14 protein-coding genes are annotated in these 20458 nt (G+C 33.1%); 3 read left to right on the top strand and 11 right to left on the bottom strand.

Going from position 1 to position 20458, the window contains the following annotated elements; genetic code table 11:
- Window positions 1-154: 154 nt before the first annotated feature.
- The 4 genes from CXF54_RS13830 to CXF54_RS13845 form a co-directional block, all read right to left on the bottom strand.
- On the bottom strand, window positions 155-1471 hold the full coding sequence (locus tag CXF54_RS13830; RefSeq protein ID WP_101203970.1) for a TolC family protein: 1317 nt from the start codon (window positions 1469-1471) through the stop codon (window positions 155-157).
- The gene (locus CXF54_RS13835; RefSeq protein ID WP_101203971.1) at window positions 1461-4658 is read right to left on the bottom strand and encodes an efflux RND transporter permease subunit; all 3198 of its coding nucleotides are present in this window, start codon (window positions 4656-4658) and stop codon (window positions 1461-1463) included. The genes CXF54_RS13830 and CXF54_RS13835 overlap by 11 nt, the downstream gene beginning before the upstream one ends.
- Complete coding sequence (locus tag CXF54_RS13840; RefSeq protein ID WP_090837661.1) at window positions 4658-5794, bottom strand: efflux RND transporter periplasmic adaptor subunit; 1137 nt, start codon at window positions 5792-5794, stop codon at window positions 4658-4660. Before CXF54_RS13840 ends, CXF54_RS13835 begins: the two co-directional genes overlap by 1 nt.
- Before the next feature lie 80 nt (window positions 5795-5874).
- Window positions 5875-7779 carry an ABC-F family ATP-binding cassette domain-containing protein gene (locus CXF54_RS13845; protein WP_101203972.1) on the bottom strand — a complete coding sequence of 635 codons (1905 nt, stop codon included), beginning with the start codon at window positions 7777-7779 and terminating at the stop codon, window positions 5875-5877.
- Between the two features lie 109 nt (window positions 7780-7888).
- On the opposite strand from CXF54_RS13845, the gene CXF54_RS13850 reads away from it, so the two are divergent.
- Window positions 7889-8293, top strand: coding sequence for a DUF983 domain-containing protein (locus CXF54_RS13850; RefSeq protein WP_090837664.1), 405 nt, complete (start codon window positions 7889-7891; stop codon window positions 8291-8293).
- On the opposite strand, the gene CXF54_RS13855 is transcribed toward CXF54_RS13850, so the two are convergent.
- The 7 genes from CXF54_RS13855 to topA all read right to left on the bottom strand — a co-directional run bounded on the left by CXF54_RS13855 (window position 8290) and on the right by topA (window position 17917).
- Window positions 8290-9330, bottom strand: coding sequence for an NAD(P)/FAD-dependent oxidoreductase (locus CXF54_RS13855; RefSeq protein ID WP_101203973.1), 1041 nt, complete (start codon window positions 9328-9330; stop codon window positions 8290-8292). The two genes, CXF54_RS13850 and CXF54_RS13855, sit on opposite strands and share 4 nt — an antisense overlap.
- A gap of 106 nt (window positions 9331-9436) precedes the next feature.
- Window positions 9437-10336, bottom strand: a complete 900-nt coding sequence (gene gldN, locus CXF54_RS13860; RefSeq protein ID WP_090837668.1) for a gliding motility protein GldN — start codon at window positions 10334-10336, stop codon at window positions 9437-9439.
- A gap of 42 nt (window positions 10337-10378) precedes the next feature.
- A complete protein-coding gene (gldM, locus tag CXF54_RS13865) occupies window positions 10379-11917 on the bottom strand; it encodes a gliding motility protein GldM (RefSeq protein WP_090837671.1) in 1539 nt (512 codons plus the stop codon).
- Window positions 11918-11963: 46 nt separating this feature from the next.
- Window positions 11964-12596, bottom strand: a complete 633-nt coding sequence (gldL, locus tag CXF54_RS13870; protein WP_090837674.1) for a gliding motility protein GldL — start codon at window positions 12594-12596, stop codon at window positions 11964-11966.
- Between the two features lie 60 nt (window positions 12597-12656).
- Complete coding sequence (gene gldK / locus CXF54_RS13875; protein ID WP_090838327.1) at window positions 12657-14024, bottom strand: gliding motility lipoprotein GldK; 1368 nt, start codon at window positions 14022-14024, stop codon at window positions 12657-12659.
- Window positions 14025-14186: 162 nt separating this feature from the next.
- A complete protein-coding gene (locus tag CXF54_RS13880) occupies window positions 14187-15353 on the bottom strand; it encodes a formimidoylglutamase (protein WP_101203974.1) in 1167 nt (388 codons plus the stop codon).
- 5 nt (window positions 15354-15358) lie between these two features.
- Entirely contained in the window at window positions 15359-17917 is a 2559-nt protein-coding gene (gene topA, locus CXF54_RS13885) for a type I DNA topoisomerase (RefSeq protein WP_101203975.1), read from the bottom strand.
- 155 nt (window positions 17918-18072) lie between these two features.
- Here topA and miaB point away from each other — a divergent pair, with 155 nt between their 5' ends.
- Window positions 18073-19521, top strand: a complete 1449-nt coding sequence (miaB, locus tag CXF54_RS13890) for a tRNA (N6-isopentenyl adenosine(37)-C2)-methylthiotransferase MiaB (RefSeq protein WP_090837679.1) — start codon at window positions 18073-18075, stop codon at window positions 19519-19521.
- 5 nt (window positions 19522-19526) lie between these two features.
- Window positions 19527-20447, top strand: coding sequence for a hypothetical protein (locus CXF54_RS13895; RefSeq protein ID WP_101203976.1), 921 nt, complete (start codon window positions 19527-19529; stop codon window positions 20445-20447).
- The last annotated feature ends 11 nt before the right edge of the window (window positions 20448-20458 follow it).

Raw genomic sequence — 20458 nt, forward strand, 5'->3', positions numbered from 1 at the left:
TAGGACGAAAGGAGACTAAAAACAAAATAATTCGATTAAGTGCAATAAAAATTAACATTTAACTTAATTAATGATGTATTTAAACGAAAAACACTAAAACAATATAAAATCATTCTAGTGTTATCGACAAAATACTATGCTAATATACAGCAATTTAGAACTTTACATTAAGTAATTCTCCACTTAATTGTAATAAACTAAGCTCTGCTAACTTGGCTTGATACTTGGCTTGATTTCTACTTAATTCTGCATTTAGTAAATTAAGTTGTGCCTGTCTAAATTCGATTGAATTGACTTGACCAATTTTAAATTTTTCTTGTGTACGTTCAAAATTACTTTGAGACGTTATTATATTCTGTTCTTGAATATTAAAGATATTTAACTTGTTTTCAAAGTCTTCCCATGCATTCTCAAAATCACGAGTAATGCCAATTAAAATATTTTCTTTCTCAAGTTTTTGAGTCTCTAAATTAACCTTAGCATTTTTAACGCTAGTTATTGTACTACCACCATCAAAAAGATTCCAACTTAAACTCAAACCTCCAGACAATCCTGTGTTTGTACTTACTGCAACAAAAGACGCTGCATTGTTATTGTTTTTATTCCAACCATAAGTACCATTTAATCCTACTGTTGGCAAATAACCAGACTTACTAGATTTGATACTTAATTGACTTATAGCAATATTTTTCTCTGATTGTAGCAATGCCACATTTCGTGTTTTAGCTTTATCAAACAAGCTATCCTTTTTAAATTGAAGTGTAAAATCAACAGTTGTGCTTACTGAAAAGTCAGAACTTAACGCATTACCTAAGACCACATTTAAATCACGTTTAGCATTTTTTAAACTCTGATAAGATGAAATAATATTAATACTATCATTATTAATATCTACTTCTGCATTCAACACTCCAAGTTTTGTGTTTTGACCGTAATCAAATTGATACTGTGCGCGTACCAATCTATCTTTAGACACTTCTAAAGTTTCTCTTAACGCCTCTAAATTCTCCGATAACTGTTCTACTGAATAATATACAGAAAACAGCTGAATTACTGTGTTTTCGATAGTTTCTCTAGCCTGCAATTCTGACAATTGGTATTGTTCTTTAAGACTTTTATAATTATAACGTCTACCCAATCCATCAAAAAGTGTATAATTTAAACTCAAAGATGCATTATAACGATCACTTTCTGCACCATTTAAAACAGTTGATGTTCCGTTAGAAAACTCAGCTTCCGTATTATCTAAATTATAAGTTGCACCCGCACTTCCTGTAAGTGTTGGTAAATATCCCGAATTTAAAATACTAGTATTATTATCGGCAACTTCTACTGCATTTGCAGCAATCTTAATACCGTAGTTATTCTCTAAAGCTAATTTAACAGCTTCTGCCTGTGTTAAAACAGTTTGTGCCTTAACAATTGAAGCACAACAAAATATTGCTATAACTACACTATATTTAATGTTCATTTTCTTCATTTTGTTCTTTAATAGCACGTTCAACTTCTTCTTTAGTTACTTCCTTACCTGTAAATAACCACTTTACTTTCTGCTTTATAGTATTACTAAAAGACAAAAATAAAGGCAACACTAATAGCGTCAAAATAGTGGCATAAGCAATACCAAAAGAAATAGATATAGCCATTGGTTTTAAAAATTGTGCTTGTCTACTCTTTTCTAATAATAAAGGTGCTAAACCGGCAATAGTAGTTAAAGAAGTTAAAAATATAGCTCTAAATCTAGATTTACCAGCTTCAGACAAAGCCAAATCAAAGGTCATACCTTCCTTTAAATTAGTATTAAACTTACCTATTAATACCAACCCGTCATTAACCATAATACCAATTAATGCTATTATACCTAATAATGATAAAATGTTTACAGGAAATCCTAATAACCAATGTCCCCATGCTACTGCGGTTAAACTAAAAGGCACTAACAATAATAATAAGATGGGTTGACTATAACTTCTAAAAGTAAATGCTATCGTGATGTATATTAGTAATAATATTGGTATTCCTGCTTTGCTTAAAGAATTTACTAACTTCTCTTTTTCACGGTTTTGACCTTCAAATGATGCCGTAATAGTCGGGTATTTTGCTTGTAAATTAGGCAGAAATGTTGTTTTAATATCATCTAAAATATCTGTATTACTTGTACTAGGATCTTTTAAATCTGCAGACACTCTAATTTCTCTTAGTCCTTCTAAGTGATTAATAGCAACATCTCCTCTCACAATAGAGTAATTAGCAATATCCTTTAAATTAACACGCTCTCCGATAGGTGTTAAAATTCTCATATCATCTAAATCGTTGATTGAGTTACGGTTTGGTCTATCATATCGTACCCAAACTCTAATCTCATCTTGTCCACGTTGAAAACGTTGTGCTTGCGAACCAAAAAACCCAGAACGCACCTGAGCCATAACAGTACGTAAGTCTAGCCCTAAAAGGTAAGCGCTTTCTTTAAGCTGTAATCGGATTTCTTTTATACCTGCAGGATCATTATCCTCGATATCTTTTAGCAACGGATTAGATTCTAAGTATTGCTTTAATTCTAATTTGGACGCTTTAAGTTCGTCAATATTATTTCCTAATAATGACACCGACACAGGACTACCACCAAAGTTTCCTCCTGAACCAAAAATTAAACGCTCCGTTCCAATCACAGGACCAACCAACTCTCTTAATCTATTGGCAACCATAGAAGACTTTATCGCATCAGGACGCTCCTCTCCTGGCAACATATTTAATCTAAGTGAAGCACTAGAACTACTATTAATTGTTAGGATTGTATTTTCGAATAATTTTTTTCCAGTTCCTTTTAAATATTTATCACTCAATTCTTGATTCACGATAAATGATTTTTCTTCAATTAAAGAAATAATAGAATCCGTTACTTTTACATTAGTTCCATTAGGCATTTCTAATGTAATAGACACACGGTCACTAGCTACACTTGGGAACAAAGTAACACCAATAACACCACCACCCATTGCTCCAAAGGTTAAAACCAAAAGCGCAACAAAAATCCCAACAGACAATATCTTAAATTGTAGAACAAAATCTAATGTTGGAGAATAGATACGGTCTCTTAAAAAAGACATTAACCTATCTCCCGCTCTATTTATAAATCTCATCTTAGCAAAAAACTGCTTTATTTTAGAAGGATTTTCTTCTTCTACAGGAGGTCTTAATGCTTTAGAATGTGCTAAGTGAGCAGGTAATATAATTAATGCTTCTACAAGAGACACTACCAATGTTAATATAACAATGACGGAGACCTCACTAAAAAACTCTCCAATACGACTATCTAAAAATAAAAATAAAGAAAAGGCTAATAAGGTTGTTATAATAGCCGAAACCACAGGAGGAATAACTTCCATTGTTCCATCAATTGCTGCTTGCTTTGGCGACTTTCCTTTTTCGTAATGTTGGTAAATATTCTCGGCAATTACAATACCATCATCCACCAAAATACCAATAACAATAATCATCCCGAATAAAGACAACACATTAATAGTAACATCAAATTGTCCTGCAAAAATAAACATCCCTAAAAATGATATTGGCAATCCAAAAGCTACCCAAAATGCTAAACGCATGTTAAGGAAAAGGGATAAAAACACCAACACTAAAATCATCCCAACAATAGCATTCTCCGTTAATAAATCGGTACGTTGGTTTAAGGTTATTGATAAATCACGTACAACATTTAACTGCGCATTATTATGTTTTTGATTATACGTTTCTATGTAGGCTTTTACTTTTTCTGCTGAAGAAATTAAATCTTCATTATTTGTACTAGTAACAGAAATGTTAACTGCCAATTGCTGATTAAAATAGGTCGCATTTGGTGTTTCAGAAAAACGGTCTCTAATAATAGCAACATCTTTCAAACGAATCACTTTTCCGTCTGCCGAAGCTTTTACAATAATATTAGACATCTCGTCTCCGTAGTACTCCTTATTATTGGCTCTAATTAAATACTCTTCAGCATCTGTTTTAATAGTTCCTCCAGTCACTAATATATTTGAAGCACTAACCGCATTTGCAACATCTGCAAAAGTCAAATTATAAGCTAGTAAATTACCTTCGTTAACTGCAATTTCAATTTCTTCTTGAGGATAACCAGAAACGTCTATCTGAGAGACGCCATCAATAGCACGTAAATCGTTTTCAACTTGACGCCCTAATTGTTTTAATGTTGCTAACGGGATGTCTTTTCCGCTTAAAGCGAAAGAAATAGTTTCCCTAACCGCTTCCTGCTTGGACACAACCAGAGGTTCCATTCCTGACGGAAACGTTGGTACTCTGTCCACTGCATTCTTTACTTCCAATAGCATGAAATCTAGATTTTCATCTTTCTCAATCTCTACTGTAATGGTTCCACTATTTTCTCGTGATACTGAAGTCACACGGTCTACACCTTTTAATCCTTTTAAATTTTCTTCTATTTGAAGTACAATACCTTCTTCAATTTCTTGAGGAGAAGCTCCAGGATAAGCAATACTAACATTGATTATCTTAGATTCTGTTAATGGAAAATACGAAGATTTTAAAGACAAATATCCAAGAATACCAAACACAGCAAATGCAAAAATAAATACATTAACTGCTACATGGTACTTGATAAAATAAGTTATTACTTTTCTCATTATTCCGCGCTATTGTTAGATTTAGATTGCTCTACAAATGGCTGAACTAACATACCTGAATAGGCACCTGGCACTGGTCTTTTTAAAATAACAGTTCCGTTTGGAATATCTTTTAAAACTACTTTAGTATCTGAGAAATGAATCGCCTTTGCAGGAATCATATCTAACAAGCTGTCTCTAACTACAAATATTTCTTGATTATCCGTTAACAGGTTTCTGTCAATCTCAATTGCATTTTCAATACTTTTAGCATTTAAACTAGCTTCTAAATACATACCTTCTTTTAGGTTAGCGTCCTTTACTTCAATAAAAGCAGTAATGGTTTGTGTAGTTGCATCAATACTTCCGTTTACACGTGAGACTTTACCCGTATAAGTTTCTGTTTTATCTAAATTAGTTAAGCTAACACTTTCGCCTGCTTTTAAAATATTAGCAAAACTTTTACTAATAGCAACCTCCATCTCATAAACCGAAGGATTAATAAACTCTCCTAATTTTTGTCCACTTCTAATTAAAGAGCCTTCCGTTACCAAAGCTTCTGTTAAGATCCCTGAAAAAGGAGCAGAAATAGTGTACTTAGATAAACGTTGTTCTAGATTTTTTACATTGTAATAATTGGTAACAATACCACGACCAGTAATAAAATAGTTTTCTTTATCAGAAGTCATTTCTGGTAACTTTGGTGTGGTTTTATTTAAATCGAAACCACTTAAGTAAGATTGCCATTTTTGAAACACATCTGGAAAATCCAAACGTAAATCAGGCATTATAGCTGCTATAGAATTATATAAATTACTTTTTGAAGATTGTACACTGGCATAATACTCTGATGCATCCACACGAATTAAAGTCTGTCCTTGACGATAATTTTGACCAGGTTTAAATAAGTAACTACCACTTCTAAATATCCCTTGTACCTCAGAATATAACTCTACACGTTGCTTTGCGGTAAGATTACCATTTGATGCTATAACAATAGGAACTGTTGTGTTTTGAACAGTATCTGTAAACACTGTTTTTATAACTTTAGAAGCTACTGGTTTAGGTTTCTTTTTATTTGCTATTAAATTTTGAGCAATATAAAAGGAAGCAATAATAAATAAAACACCTAAAATAGATAGTATAATTTTGCGCATGAACTTGGTTTTGATAGTATGACCGCAAAATTAGACTTTAGTTTAGAGGGTAAACGTTAAAAAAAACCTAAAAGAACCGATTAAAACGCCTCTAACTGTGTCGTTATGTCTTCCCAATCTTCCATTAACTTAACTAATTGATCCTTTTTAGCTTGATAGTTTTCAAAAAAGTTGGGTTTGGCTACAACTTCATCATAGTTAGCTGCCATTTCTGCATCTATAGTTTTAATCTCTTTTTCAATTTGACCAATCTTAGATTCGCAATTACTTAATCTGTTATTTAAAGATTTTTGTTTTTTCTGGTCTTCGTATGATTGCTTAGGAGATTCTTTAGGTTGGCTTTTTATTACAGTACGTTTTTCTACCTCACGTAAATTCTCAACATTACGTTGCTCTAGGTAATAATCCACATCTCCTAAATACTTTTTAATGTTTCCATCTTTGAATTCAAAAACAGTATTAGTTAACCCTTTTAAAAAGTCTCTATCATGCGACACCAATATTAACGTCCCTTCAAAACGCTCTAAAGCATCTTTTAATACGTTTTTAGATTTAATATCTAAGTGATTTGTCGGCTCATCCATTATTAGAACATTAAAAGGTTGCAACATTAATTTAGCAAGCGCTAAACGGTTACGTTCTCCTCCAGATAATACTCTAACGTACTTCTCTGCTTCTTCACCTCTAAATAAAAACGACCCTAGTATGTCTCTAACTTTACTTCTGTTAGTTTCATTTGCAGCATCAATCATTGTATCTAACACGGTTTTACTACCGTCTAGATATTCGGCTTGATTCTGCGCGAAATAACCAATCTGTACATTATGCCCTAGCTTTAATTGGCCATCATGCTTTAAGTCTCCCACCAATATTTTAGCTAAAGTTGACTTACCTTGTCCATTTTGTCCAACAAATGCTGTTTTAACATCACGCTCAATTAATAAATCAACACCAGATAATACTTGATTCTCTCCATAGTTTTTAGAAACATCTTTAGCCTCTACTACTATTTTTCCTGGCGTAATTGAAACCGGAAAATTTAAAGTCATCACGCTATTATCATCTTCATCAACCTCAATACGATCAATTTTGTCTAATTTTTTCATTAAAGACTGCGCCATTGTTGCTTTACTGGCTTTAGCTCTAAACTTTTCGATTAACTTTTCAGTCTGCTCAATTTGTTTTTGCTGGTTTTTTTGAGACGCTAATTGTTGTGTTCTAATTTCTTCTCTTAACACTAAATATTGGGTATAAGGTTTTGGATAGTCATAAATACGACCCAAACTAATCTCGATAGTACGATTTGTAACGTTATCCAAAAACATCTTATCATGCGATACAATTGCTACCGCTCCAGCATAATTTCTTAAAAAACCTTCTAACCAAATAATAGATTCTATATCCAAGTGATTGGTCGGCTCATCCAGAAGCAATACATCATTATTCTGTAATAACAATTTTGCTAATTCAATACGCATTCGCCATCCACCAGAAAAAGTATCGGTCAATTTCTCAAAATCTTCACGTTTAAAACCTAAACCTTGTAGTATTTTTTCAGTTTCACCTTGGTAATTATAACCACCAAGGATCTCATATTGATGTTGGATATCACTAACCTCCACCATTAAATCATGATAGGCTTCACTTTCGTAATCCATACGTTCTGTTAACTGCGTATTGATATATTCAATTTTAGCTTCAATCTCCTTTATCTCCGTAAATGCTTGATATGACTCCTCAAGTACAGTTCTTCCTAATACAAAATCAATATCCTGCTTTAAAAATCCTATTTTAAGTGTTTTATCTGCAGCAATTTGACCCGAATCTGGCTCAAGCTCTTTAGATAAAATTTTAAGCATAGTAGATTTACCTGCACCATTTTTACCGATAAGCCCTACTCTATCTCCATTTCCTAATTTAAATGTGATATCTTCAAAAAGGTATTCTCCTTGAAATGAAATTGATAAATTATGAATATTTAGCATGAATTGTGACTTATGTTACTTAAAATTGAAAGAATAAAACTTAATTTTGTTATTGAAGTGACTTACTTCAACACTGATTTTTTTTGAATTGCAAAAGTACACATTTATTATGTTTAAAAAAGGCTCTAGATTATACTCAATTTTTACAGGCGTTTGTCCGAAGTGTCATGAGGAATCTATGTATACCGATACCAACCCATATCACGTTAGTCAACTTTTTAGTATGCACGAGCGTTGTAGCCATTGTAATACTAAATATAAGATTGAACCCTCTTTCTTTTACGGCTCTATGTATGTTAGTTATGGCGTAGGTATTGCGTTTGCAGTTGCTGCTTTTATTATTAGTTATTTCTTTTTGGGAAGTACACCTAATATTGCATTTATTGCCATTGTTGTCACATTAATTGTATTCTATCCGATAATAGTAAGACTTTCTAGAAATATTTGGATTAATATTTTTATGAGCTATGACAAAGTATTGGCTGCTAAAGCGAAGAAGAAAACTACTAATTAGAAAAAACGGCTACAATCAATTTCTTGATCAAGTGGTACATTTTTTTCTATAAAATCAAATAACTGATTGGCCACAAACGGAGCAATCATAACGCCTCTTGATCCTAAACCATTAAACAAATACACATTTTGATTGCTTTGATGTCTTCCTACTAAAGGTTTTCTATCTTTTACTGTTGGTCTGACACCCGCTACTTGACTAACCACTTGGAAATCGCAATCTACAAATGTTTTTAGCTTGTCTAACAGCATATCCTTAGCCTCCTGAGTAATTGTATTTGTTTTGTCTTTTTGCTCGTAAGTAGAACCTACTCGATACATATCATCACCTAAAGGAATAACAAATACACTTGATTTTAATACGTAGTCTAGTTTTAAATCTGGCGCATGGATAGTTAAGAGTTGCCCTTTTGTACCACCTAAAGGTAAATCTTTAAAAAAGGGGTTTTGTTTTATACCAAATCCTTCTGCAAAAACAATATGTTTAGCAGTAATAGTTTTGTAAATAACACTGCTATCTTCGATAACTAAGTCTGCATAATTAAAGCTATCTGTTACTAATAAATTATGTTCTAAAAGGTAACCTTTATAGCTTTCGCTTAATTGTTTTGTATCTAATCTTCCTGTTTGCAAAACTTCACCTAATTTAAAATCTGCATTAATTTTAGGATTAGCATTGTCAAATAAAGACGTGTTTAAAAATGGTTTTAACCCCACTTTATCTGAAGCTGCAAACCAATTATTCTGTTCTTCTAAAGAGGTAAATCTACGTTTGACAGGTATTTTATAATCAAGACTAACACCTAACTTATCTTCCAATTTTTTATAAACTGGTAAAGCAACTTCTAATTGTGTTTCACTTTTCCAAACTGGCGTAAAACGTTTTAGCGTTACAGGGTTATATAATCCACCTGCAACAATTGACGACTGCTGCGAACTATCATCAAAAACAACAAATGTTTTATCTTGTTCTTTAAGTTTTTCACAAAAAGAAATACCCGCTAAACCACAACCTACAATTATATAATCTACATTCATATTACAAAAATATACTATCTAAACGGATATTTCATTACTGTAATAAAACAAAAAAAACGCTCACTATAATAGTGAGCGTTTTTTAAATATTTTAAACTTGATTCTTTTAGTAAGACCACATGTCTAACTCAAAGTTTCTAATTTTTTCTTTAATTCTTTCAGACTCCATTAACTGCATTAATGCATTTTCTGCCACATACTCTTCAACCTTACGATCTCCAAATACATTTTCCTCTTTATAGATAACACTATTAAAACGTCTAGAGTTTAAAATGTGATCAAATGAGAATGGCATAGCACTATTCTTAGCATTAAACGCTTTTGCTTCATGCAATACATCTCTTGCGTCTGGAAAGAAAATCCAGAATAAAGGAATAGGCTCTTTGTTTGCTTCATCATTAGAGTTAACATAGTTAACATCTGGTGCAGCAGGAGCTAAACCTAATAACCTGTACTTTAATTCCCCTTGGCGCTTATCAAAATACCAAAGACCTTTAATTAAATAAGCAGAAACATCGTAAGACGAAATAGTTGTAGTTGTAATATATTCTGGATCTACATATCCATCAGCATTTAACTGATCATATCCAATATCCATAGTATCTACAGCTGTTCTAATTTGAGCTAATTCACTTTTAGTACGTCTTCCAGTAAAATAAGAATCGTTATAAACGTTTTCAATCTTACCTTCATCAATAGCCTTAGTCAATACATCAAATAAAGAACGTCTTTCGCTTCCAATATTATTTGTATCCACAGGATAGTATAAAGGAAAGTTTACACGCTCGTCCAAAATAACTTTTTCCCAAGTCATTTTAGCAAACATAATATCTCTATCATCAACATAACCATATTCTAAAGGTTTGTCATTATCCAACGCTTTTTGTTCTGCTGTTCTAACACCTATCTCTGATGGAGATTTAGCATTAAGAATATTAGATTGCGCAACTGATTGAGAAGCAAAACACACTCCGAATACAACTGCTAATAAAGATTTATAATTCATCTGAAAATTGTTTTTTAATATTTTATTAATCAAATAATTTGATTAGTTAGCTACTTCAATAGCTATTGGACTTGCTGGCTTAATTCTTGGTCCTCCTGAAGACTTCGATTTAATATCAAATATTTGAACAGCATCTCCACGTCTTGCTTTTCTTAAAGCAGCTTTAGCTTGACCATTTAATTTGTTACCAGATACGTTAACAGTTGCCTGTCCAGGTATCTTGATTTTAAATGATGTTACTGTTAATGGTAAATCAAAATCAAAATCTTCTAATTCTGCTTTAATTGTTCCAATTTCAATGTTATTTCTAGGTAAAGATCCTTCAGACTTCCCAGCAATAGTACCAGAAGGTTTTGGAATATCTTTAATTCTAAACTTAGCATTGTCTGACACTTTAGAACCATCAGGTAATGTTCCTGTAACGTTAATAGTTACTTCTTTACCTGTTCCAGGTGTCATTGTATACTTACCACCACCTCTAGATGTTAATCCAGAACCTGATGCATTTACTTTATTATCCGGTACACCTGCAAAAGAGATAGTCATTGGGTTAGAAACCCCTCTGTATACTACATTCATTTTGTCTGCAGAAATAGTTGCTGCATTAGGCTTAGGAATTACTGCATAAGAACTTGAGAATGGTAATGTAATGATAGAATCTCCTTCTTTAAATTGAAACTCTCCAGAAATTTTTTGCTCACCAACTCTACCTGCAGGAAACTTTAAAAGTGTTTCTCCAGCTTTCATTGCATCAGCACCTAATTCCTTACCATTTACAATTACTTTATCAGCACGTAATGTTTCATCTTTTTTTCCTAAAACAATCTTACCCGTAAACTGCTCTCCGTTAAAGAAAGCTGTTTTATCAGCTACTACAATTGCTTCAAAGTTTGTTAAAGATGCTTCTACTTTAAGCTTTCCAGCTAACATAGAAGATAACATCTCTGCTTCTGTTGTTTTAATATCAGACTGTAATTGCGTCATTTTAGTCATAGAAGCTACTAAAGGATAACCTTTATAGTGGTAATCTATCCATTCTAGATTTTTACCATCATTGTTAGTTACTTTATCTGTAGCAAATTTCTTTTCAACATCTGCTGCAATATCTTTAAGATCTGGATTATTTGCTAATACCGCTTTAACACCATTTCTATAATCTGCAATTTTTGCTACAAACTCATTTCCTGCTGGAGTAATTTTATCTCCATTAAAGAATTTTTGATCTAACCAAGCTGTACCATCCATAGTTTGATAGTTACTTGGATCTTTTACAGTAGACATCATTTCACCTTTTAAACCTTCTAAGTAAGTACTTAGATTAGATCCCAAAGTAGTAATTTGATCTGCTTGATCTTTTAAAGGTTTATACTTTGCTGGTTGTTCAGACACTTTATCTGCTAAACCTTGCATAAATTGTGCATTACGCACATCTGCTGATTGGTTGTTGTCTATTAACTTTGCATTCATTAAACCGAATGCTGATAATACTTCTTTTGACATATTCATTGCAATCATTGCAATAAATACTAAGTACATCAAGTTAATCATTTTTTGTCTTGCGGACTGTTTTCCTCCTGCCATTTCTAATTAGTTTTAGTTGTTAATATTAGTTGATATTAATCACTAATTAGTTTTTGTTCATTGCAGATAACATTCCACCATATACTCCATTTAAAGAAGATAAGTTAGACGCTAAAGATTGCATTTGCTCTTTTAATTTACCTGCATTTTCAACAGCTTCTTCGTTAATTGATGCTTGACGACTAGCGCTTTCCATCTGTACTTTATAAAGACTATTTAAAGACTCCATTTGAGCAGCAGCTAATGTCATTTCTTCACCATATTTTTTAGTTGCAGCCATAGAATCTACAGTAGGAGAAATTCCTTTTGCAGCTCCTTCGAAGTTTTTAATGCTTTCGCCTAAGCTAGCCATTAATTCACCATCTATTTTTGCGTCTTTTAATAAGTTGTCTAATTTTTTAGATAATAAACCTTCAGCATCTTTTGGCTCTTCTTTAGATTTTTTAGCTCCTAAAGAAGCACCTCCTGCTAATTCAGGATACACTAATGACCAATCTAAATCGCCGCCTTGCTTTTCGAAAGCTGAAATCATAAATACAATTGCTTCTACGATCATACCAAGAGTTAAAATTTCAGAACCATAAGGCCAGTGTTGAATTTTAAATAAAGCTCCAATAATTACAATTGCTGCTCCAATTCCATACACCATGTTCATTGTTGAAAATTTCTTTTGTGCCATAATTTCTAAGTTTTAGTTGTTAAGTTTTTTTTGTTAGTTAGGTTAATAGTATTGTTAGGATTATTGTCTTGCGTTAGCAGTAACATCTGTTCCCATATAATCTTGTACTGTTCTGAAACCAATATAGCTTCTTGCAGAATCTGAATATTCGTAATCTCTTGAACTTACTTGTAAGTAATAAGCAACATCTTTCCAAGAACCACCACGAACAACTTTACGTTTGTTACTAGGATCGTTTACACTTGGGTTAATTGTTGATGCATACTCATAAGATGCCGGATCGTAAGAAGAGTCTACCCATTCTGAAACGTTTCCTGCCATGTTATATAAGTTAAAATCGTTTGGCTCATAAGCATCAGCTTCTACAGTATATAAAGACTGATCTGCGGCATAATCTCCACGTAAAGGTTTGAAGTTAGCCATAAAACATCCTCTGTCGTTTTTAGCATATGGTCCACCCCAAGGGAAAGTTGCAGCTTGCAAACCTCCTCTAGCAGCATACTCCCACTGTGCTTCAGATGGTAATCTATAACGACCTACGTTATGGATTTTTCTAGATCTTCTGTAATCATTATGATATTTTGTTCTCCACTCACAAAACGCTTTAGCTTGTTGCCAAGACACACCAACTACTGGATAGTCACTGTAAGCATCATGCCAGAAATAATCGTTATGCATTGGCTCGTTATAAGAATAAGCAAAATCTCTAATCCAAGCTGTAGTATCTGGATAAATCTCTACTTCTTCTCTAACTATAACATCTTTACGTCTTAAGTTTTTGTTTTTTGCTGCTTTAGAAATATCCATGTATGTATACTGGAACTTGAATTTAGTTACATCCCAAGTACGTTGTCCATTATAAGATTCTTCTAAAGGTAAATACATCGTATCCATAACCTCAACATAGTATTCATCTGGGTATTCTGAGGTATCAAAAAGTAACTCAGCTTCGTAATTAAGCTTTCTACCTTCGTAACCTGTTTCACCTAAACCACTATAGTTATCAATCATGTACTTTTCGTAAGCAGACATATTGGTAGTATCTGCATCCTTAAATGCAAACTCTCCAACACCACCATCAGCAGGTGTCATCCCTACCTCATCAGCTAAAATTGCTAACTTAGTACGAATTGTTGAATCTCTTACCCATTCTACAAACTGACGGTACTCACTATTCGTGATTTCCGTTTCATCCATGTAAAAAGATGCGACAGTAACTGTTTTTGCTGGAGCGTCTTGGATTCCTGCTAAATCATCATCTGCTTTACCCATGATAAACGCACCACCAGGGACTAATGTCATCCCGTAAGGTTTTTCTGGGTGCCATTTTTTTCCTTTAGCACCTACTAGCTGACCTTTGTCTTTTGATCCACAACTTACTAATAGTGCGAAAACCGCTGTTAATAATACAAACTTCTTCATATTCATTGAAAACTCGAGGTTAATTTGAACTCTTAAATTATTTAAGAGCGTAAACATATTTATATATTTTTTAAAAAACAACTTTTTAATCAAAAATAAACCCATTTAATCGTAAAAATTTAACATTTTAACGATTTAAAATGTACTTTATCTATTCGTCTATAACGATTACACACTGTTTTTTTGATACGCCTTATACCATCTTTCTGGGATAATATCATTACAAGCATCCAAATAATCTTGATGGGTGCATGGTAATAACGTATGTTTTTTTAATTTATTATTAACATTTGCTAAAAATGGTATTTCTATCCACCAACGTCCTGTTTTTGTACTCTTATAAAATATTAATTCATGCGACTCCGCTAATGTAATAAATTTTTGATGATTTTCTGACTTAGAAAAATCATCATCATTAACTCTACAATTAACACCTTCTATAAAATACCAAATCATTTGTGATACTAACATTGCTGTTATCTCATCATCCTGAGATGGTTTGTATTCATAGATACCGAATGAACTAACCTTATTACTTATCCCTGCGTAACGCGCTACTGCACATATCTCTTTTCCATCCAATCCATTTGGAGACACCTTTTGCCTTAAACTAACTTCGGACGCCTTTAAAGCACCCAAATCAACGGTAACAATATTAGCATCTCGCATTACCGGCTCTACCAACGTAATGTCATTAGACACCTCTCCCAATCTATAAGATTCGAAATATAGGCGTTCCATTAAATCTATTTCCTCTTGGCTATTAAAATAAGTCTGATATCCGACTATCGAATAATTAAATAGGTTGTACGGCTGATCTAGTACAATTTTTCCTACAAAACTAGTGTTGTTTATCGGCTTAGACGTATCGCCTAAATCAAAGGATTTATCGACATTAACAATGTTTACCATTGGTATCAAACTATCATAAGCACGATAAGCAGAGTATGTAAGATCTTGACTACCTCCTATAATAATTGGAATAATTCTATTCTCAACCAATAACGTCAATGTCTCTTTTAATGCAAAATAAGTATCTTCTGCAGTCTCTCCCTTTTCAATATCACCTAAATCTACAATATTTGTACCCCAATTACCAGGATACAATGTGTACAGCGATTTTCTAATTTCGTTTAAATTAAAATCCTCACCGATGTAATTAATATCATTTCTGTTTTCTAAAACTCCTAGAATAACAATCTTAACGTTATTTAAATCTGGAATCCCCTGTTGCTCAGAATGAATTTTAATTTTTTGACCTAAACATAAAGGTGACAATAATTGATTATGCGCTAAAACAGTATCTGAAACTGGAGATAGAAAATTAAAATTCATTTATATTACTTCTTTTTTGCTGTAGTTTTTTTCTTTGCTGCCGGCTTCTTGGTAGCCGTCTTTTTAGTTGCTGCCTTCTTTTTAGCTGGTGCTTTCTTCTTTGCAGCTGCTTTCTTTTTAGGTGCTTTCTTTTCTATAATATCTTGTACTTCTTCCAAAGTTAAAGCTGCTGCATCAACTGTCTTAGCCAATTCTATCTTAACTTTTCCTTTTAGGATATTATGTCTTCCCCAACGTGCTTTTTCAACACGGATTCCTTCTTCTTCCCAATTATGGACAACCTTATCTATTTCTTTTTGAATTTTAGCATCTACTAACTCTTCAATCTCTTCATTAGTTAAAGTATCCCAATCGTATTTTTTATTAACGTTGATAAACAAACCGTTCCATTTAATAAATGGTCCAAAACGCCCTTTTCCTTTAGTTACACCATGATCTTTGTAATGGTATACTGGCGCGTCTGCAATTTCTTTTTCTTTAATCAACTCAATAGCATCTTTAAGCTCGATACTTATTGGATCTTGACCTGGAGCTAAAGACACAAACTTTTTACCATATTTTACATAAGGTCCAAAACGTCCATTATTCACCTCAATATCTTCATCTTCATACTGACCTAAAGTTCTAGGTAGTTTAAATAAGTCCATTGCTTCTTCATAGGTAATACTACCTAATTGCTGATCAGGACTTAAACTTGCAAATGTTGGTTTTTCTTCATCATCTACCGTTCCCATCTGTACCATAGGACCAAATTTACCAAGACGCACACTAACTTGCTTTCCTGTTTTTGGATCTTTACCTAAAATACGCTCGCCAGATTCTCTATCTGCATTTTCCTGAACATCTACAACTACTGGATGAAACTTCTTATAGAATGTTTTCATCATTTTTTTCCAGTCTTCTTTACCTTCGGCAATATCATCAAACTGACTTTCTACCTTTGCGGTAAAATTATAATCTAAAATACTTTCAAAATGGTTAACTAAAAAGTCTGTAACAATCATACCAATATCTGTTGGTACTAACTTACCTTTATCTGAACCTACTTTTTCCGAAAGCATGTTATCCTTTACTGTTCTTTCTTCTAATACTAATTGTGTATACTCGCGCTCCACACCATCTATAGCACCTTTTTCTACATAATTCCTATTTTGAATTGTCGAAATTGTTGGTGCATAAGTAGACGGACGTCCAATACCTAACTCTTCTAGTTTCTTTACTAAAGAAGCTTCCGTGTATCTGTAAGGCGCACGACTGTAACGCTCCGTTGCTGTAATATATTTATTTAGTAAGGTCTCATTAGTCTTCATTGCAGGAAGCATTCCTTCTTGCTCTAGATCCTCATCATCTGTCCCTTCTAAATAAACTTTTAAAAATCCATCAAATTTAATAACCTCTCCATTTGCTGTAAACGTTTGGTTATGCGTGTTTGCTTCAATTTTTACGTTTGTACGCTCTAATTGAGCTTCACTCATTTGCGATGCGATGGCGCGTTTCCAAATTAAATCATATAAACGTGCTTGATCGTAATCTATATCAACACTGTGTGTTTTAAAGTCTGTTGGTCTAATCGCTTCGTGAGCCTCTTGTGCCCCTTTAGACTTTCCTTTAAAATTACGCTCCTTACTATATTCTTTACCGTAAGCCGCTACAATTTCTTTCTCTGCTCCTTTTCTAGCTTCATCAGATAAATTAACACTATCTGTTCTCATATAAGTAATCAAACCGGCTTCGTATAAACGTTGTGCCATGGTCATGGTTTTACTAACAGAAAAATATAATTTACGTGATGCTTCTTGTTGTAATGTTGACGTAGTAAATGGTGCTGCAGGAGATTTTTTAGCTGGCTTTTTAGTTAAATCTGCTACTTTAAAATCTGCGCTTGCGTTACTTTCTAAGAAATCTAATGCTTCTTTTTTAGTCGAAAATGTTTTTGGTAATTTAGCTTTAAAAGACTGTCCTGCTTCATTTGAAAATTCAGCATCCACTCTATAAGACGCTTCTGGTGTAAAATTTTGAATGTCGCGTTCACGCTCTACAATTAATCTAACAGATACTGATTGTACACGACCTGCAGACAAACCTCCTTTTACTTTACGCCATAATACCGGAGACAACTCATAACCTACAATTCTATCTAATACACGACGGGCTTGTTGTGCATCTACTAAATCGTAATCAATTTGTCTTGGGTTTTCAACTGCTTTCTGGATTGCAGCTTTAGTAATCTCATGAAAAACAATACGTTTTGTTTTATCTTTATCTAAGTCTAGAGATTCTGCTAAATGCCATGCAATAGCCTCTCCTTCCCTATCTTCATCACTTGCTAGCCAAACCATTTCGGCTTTCTTGGCAAGTTGTTTTAATTTTTTTACTAGTGCTTTTTTATCTGAAGAGACTTCATATTTTGGATCAAAATCTCCTTCTACATCTACTCCTAATTCTTTAGATGGTAAGTCAGAAATATGCCCAAAACTGGATTCGACTTTAAAGTCTTTTCCTAAAAATTTTTCAATTGTTTTTGCTTTTGCAGGTGACTCAACTATTACTAAATTCTTCGCCATTCTTCGATTTTTATGAGTGCAAAGGTATATCAAAAAAAATTTATCATCCTAATTTAATAAGTATTAGCTAAAATTTTAGGTCTGTCAGATTGTCATAATTTTAAAATAATCCTATCTTTGCGTGCTTATTGGAGATGAGTGATTTCAATATATTTATGGAAAAGACAATAGACGAAAACAAACAAGGCGAAACATTAGTAATAGCTAAAAACGAAGAAAACACAAAAAAGCTTTTTATTGAAAGTTATGGTTGTGCAATGAATTTTAGTGATAGCGAAATAGTAGCCTCTATACTGCAAAACGAAGGTTATAATACAACACAAAATCTAGAAGAAGCAGACTTAGTACTAGTTAATACTTGCTCTATTAGAGACAAGGCAGAAGTAACTGTACGTAAACGCTTAGAAAAATATAATGCTGTAAAACGAGATATCAACCCTAACATGAAGGTTGGTGTTTTAGGGTGTATGGCAGAACGTTTAAAAAGTAAATTTTTAGAAGAAGAAAAAATTGTAGACTTAGTTGTTGGACCTGATGCATATAAGGACTTACCTAATTTAATTGCAGAAGTTGAAGACGGACACGATGCAATAAACGTGGTACTATCCAAAGAAGAAACGTATGGAGACATCAGCCCTGTCCGTTTAAACACCAATGGTGTTACTGCCTTAGTATCTATAACTAGAGGTTGTGATAATATGTGCACGTTTTGCGTAGTTCCTTTTACAAGAGGAAGAGAACGTAGTCGTGATCCACAAAGTATTATAGAAGAAATTAATGATCTTTGGAGTAAAGGCTATAAAGAAATAACACTTTTAGGTCAAAATGTAGACAGCTACCTTTGGTATGGTGGTGGCATGAAAAAAGATTTTGACAAAGCTTCTGATCTAGAAAAAGCTACAGCAACAGACTTCTCTAAACTTTTAGAGCTATGTGCTACTGCACAACCAAAGATGAGAATCCGTTTTAGCACATCTAATCCGCAAGACATGCATCTTGAGGTAATAAAAATGATGGCAAAATATGATAATATTTGTAATCACATACATTTACCTGTACAAAGTGGAAGTGATCGTATTTTAAAAGCAATGAATCGTCTGCACACAAGACAAGAATATTTTACGTTAATTGATAATATCAAAAAAATAATTCCGAATTGTGTTATAAGTCATGATATGATAACTGGTTTTCCAACAGAAACTGAAGAAGACCACCAAGATACATTAAGCCTAATGGAGTATGTAAAATATAATTTTGGTTATATGTTTACGTATTCTGAAAGACCAGGAACCTTAGCAGAACGTAAATTTGAAGATGATGTTCCTGAAAAAACTAAGAGTAGACGACTTAGCGAAATTATAGCACTACAACTTAAGCATAGCGAGTTTAGAACTAAACAGTTTATAAATACAACCGTTGAAGTGTTAGTAGAAAAAGAATCTAAAAAATCTAACCAAGAATGGTCTGGACGCACACAACAGAACATTGTTGCTGTTTTTCCTAAAGGCGAGTATAAAATTGGAGATTTTGTAAACGTAACTGTAACAGATTGTACAAAAGCAACACTAATAGGTGAAGCTATTGGAAAATCAAATAATAATTAAGAATCATGAAAAAAGTATTAGTTTTATTATTATCGTTAAGCGTATTCACAGCTTGTAATGACGAGCCTGTTGAAGGTTACTTCGCTGCTCTTGATAGCGATGAAGGTACAATTCCTGGAAACACTACGGACGAACTAAAATTAGCAAGCTACACCTATGATGTTGAGACAGAAGCTCCGTTTATCGGGCCACTTATTCTTAACTCAGACTTTAATTTTAATGATGACAATAAGGTAAACACTTTAAACGTCGAAACTATTGCATTTGGCTTTCCTTTTACTACTACTGGAACTGTAATAAGAGATACAGATGGTAAAATTACAGCAATACAGACTTTTGACGGTAGCGCATTAGTAAGTCAAACAGACATCTTTTACTCTGCAGGCAATACAATTTCTCAAATAACACATGACGATTTTGATGATAACGCAGAGGATTACACATTTAATTTTACGACATTAAATAATCAAATTACAAAAACAGAACCTGGCAACCCTGTCACTACTGTATATACTGCGGATGGATCTGGTAAATTAATAGACAAATCTTCTTTTGAAGCTGGAGAACTTATTCAATCAGAAATATTAACTTATGATGCTAATGACAATTGTATTTCTGTAGTTTCAACTGGAGAATTTAACAATACAACAACATACGGATTTGATAGTTTTTCAAATCCATTAAAAGATGGATTCAGCGATCAGTATTGGTTATCAATTTTAGACGATGATTACGAAGACGAAGCTGGGCCAGCAATAGTTCAATTTCATGGTAGTAACAACTGGAACTCTGTATCATCAGAAGGTACAACCGTTACTTTAATGATTAATTACGATAGCACTAACAGAATTACATCTAGAAGTGGTGTGTTTTCTTTAAGTGGTATTGAAATAGTACAAGAAGAAGCCTTTAATTACGTTAACTAAACACTTTCTGA

Origin of the sequence: Olleya sp. 1-3 (genome assembly GCF_002836085.1) — a bacterium.
In the GTDB taxonomy this organism is placed as follows: domain Bacteria; phylum Bacteroidota; class Bacteroidia; order Flavobacteriales; family Flavobacteriaceae; genus Olleya; species Olleya namhaensis.

Excerpts from the sequence above, each read along its gene's own strand:
- CXF54_RS13830 (WP_101203970.1), bottom strand. The coding sequence starts at position 1,471 with ATGAACATTAAATATAGTGTAGTTATAGCAATATTTTGTTGTGCTTCA.
- CXF54_RS13835 (WP_101203971.1), bottom strand. The coding sequence starts at position 4,658 with ATGAGAAAAGTAATAACTTATTTTATCAAGTACCATGTAGCAGTTAAT.
- CXF54_RS13840 (WP_090837661.1), bottom strand. The coding sequence starts at position 5,794 with ATGCGCAAAATTATACTATCTATTTTAGGTGTTTTATTTATTATTGCT.
- CXF54_RS13845 (WP_101203972.1), bottom strand. The coding sequence starts at position 7,779 with ATGCTAAATATTCATAATTTATCAATTTCATTTCAAGGAGAATACCTT.
- CXF54_RS13850 (WP_090837664.1), top strand. The coding sequence starts at position 7,889 with ATGTTTAAAAAAGGCTCTAGATTATACTCAATTTTTACAGGCGTTTGT.
- CXF54_RS13855 (WP_101203973.1), bottom strand. The coding sequence starts at position 9,330 with ATGAATGTAGATTATATAATTGTAGGTTGTGGTTTAGCGGGTATTTCT.
- gldN (WP_090837668.1), bottom strand. The coding sequence starts at position 10,336 with ATGAATTATAAATCTTTATTAGCAGTTGTATTCGGAGTGTGTTTTGCT.
- gldM (WP_090837671.1), bottom strand. The coding sequence starts at position 11,917 with ATGGCAGGAGGAAAACAGTCCGCAAGACAAAAAATGATTAACTTGATG.
- gldL (WP_090837674.1), bottom strand. The coding sequence starts at position 12,596 with ATGGCACAAAAGAAATTTTCAACAATGAACATGGTGTATGGAATTGGA.
- gldK (WP_090838327.1), bottom strand. The coding sequence starts at position 14,024 with ATGAATATGAAGAAGTTTGTATTATTAACAGCGGTTTTCGCACTATTA.
- CXF54_RS13880 (WP_101203974.1), bottom strand. The coding sequence starts at position 15,353 with ATGAATTTTAATTTTCTATCTCCAGTTTCAGATACTGTTTTAGCGCAT.
- topA (WP_101203975.1), bottom strand. The coding sequence starts at position 17,917 with ATGGCGAAGAATTTAGTAATAGTTGAGTCACCTGCAAAAGCAAAAACA.
- miaB (WP_090837679.1), top strand. The coding sequence starts at position 18,073 with ATGGAAAAGACAATAGACGAAAACAAACAAGGCGAAACATTAGTAATA.
- CXF54_RS13895 (WP_101203976.1), top strand. The coding sequence starts at position 19,527 with ATGAAAAAAGTATTAGTTTTATTATTATCGTTAAGCGTATTCACAGCT.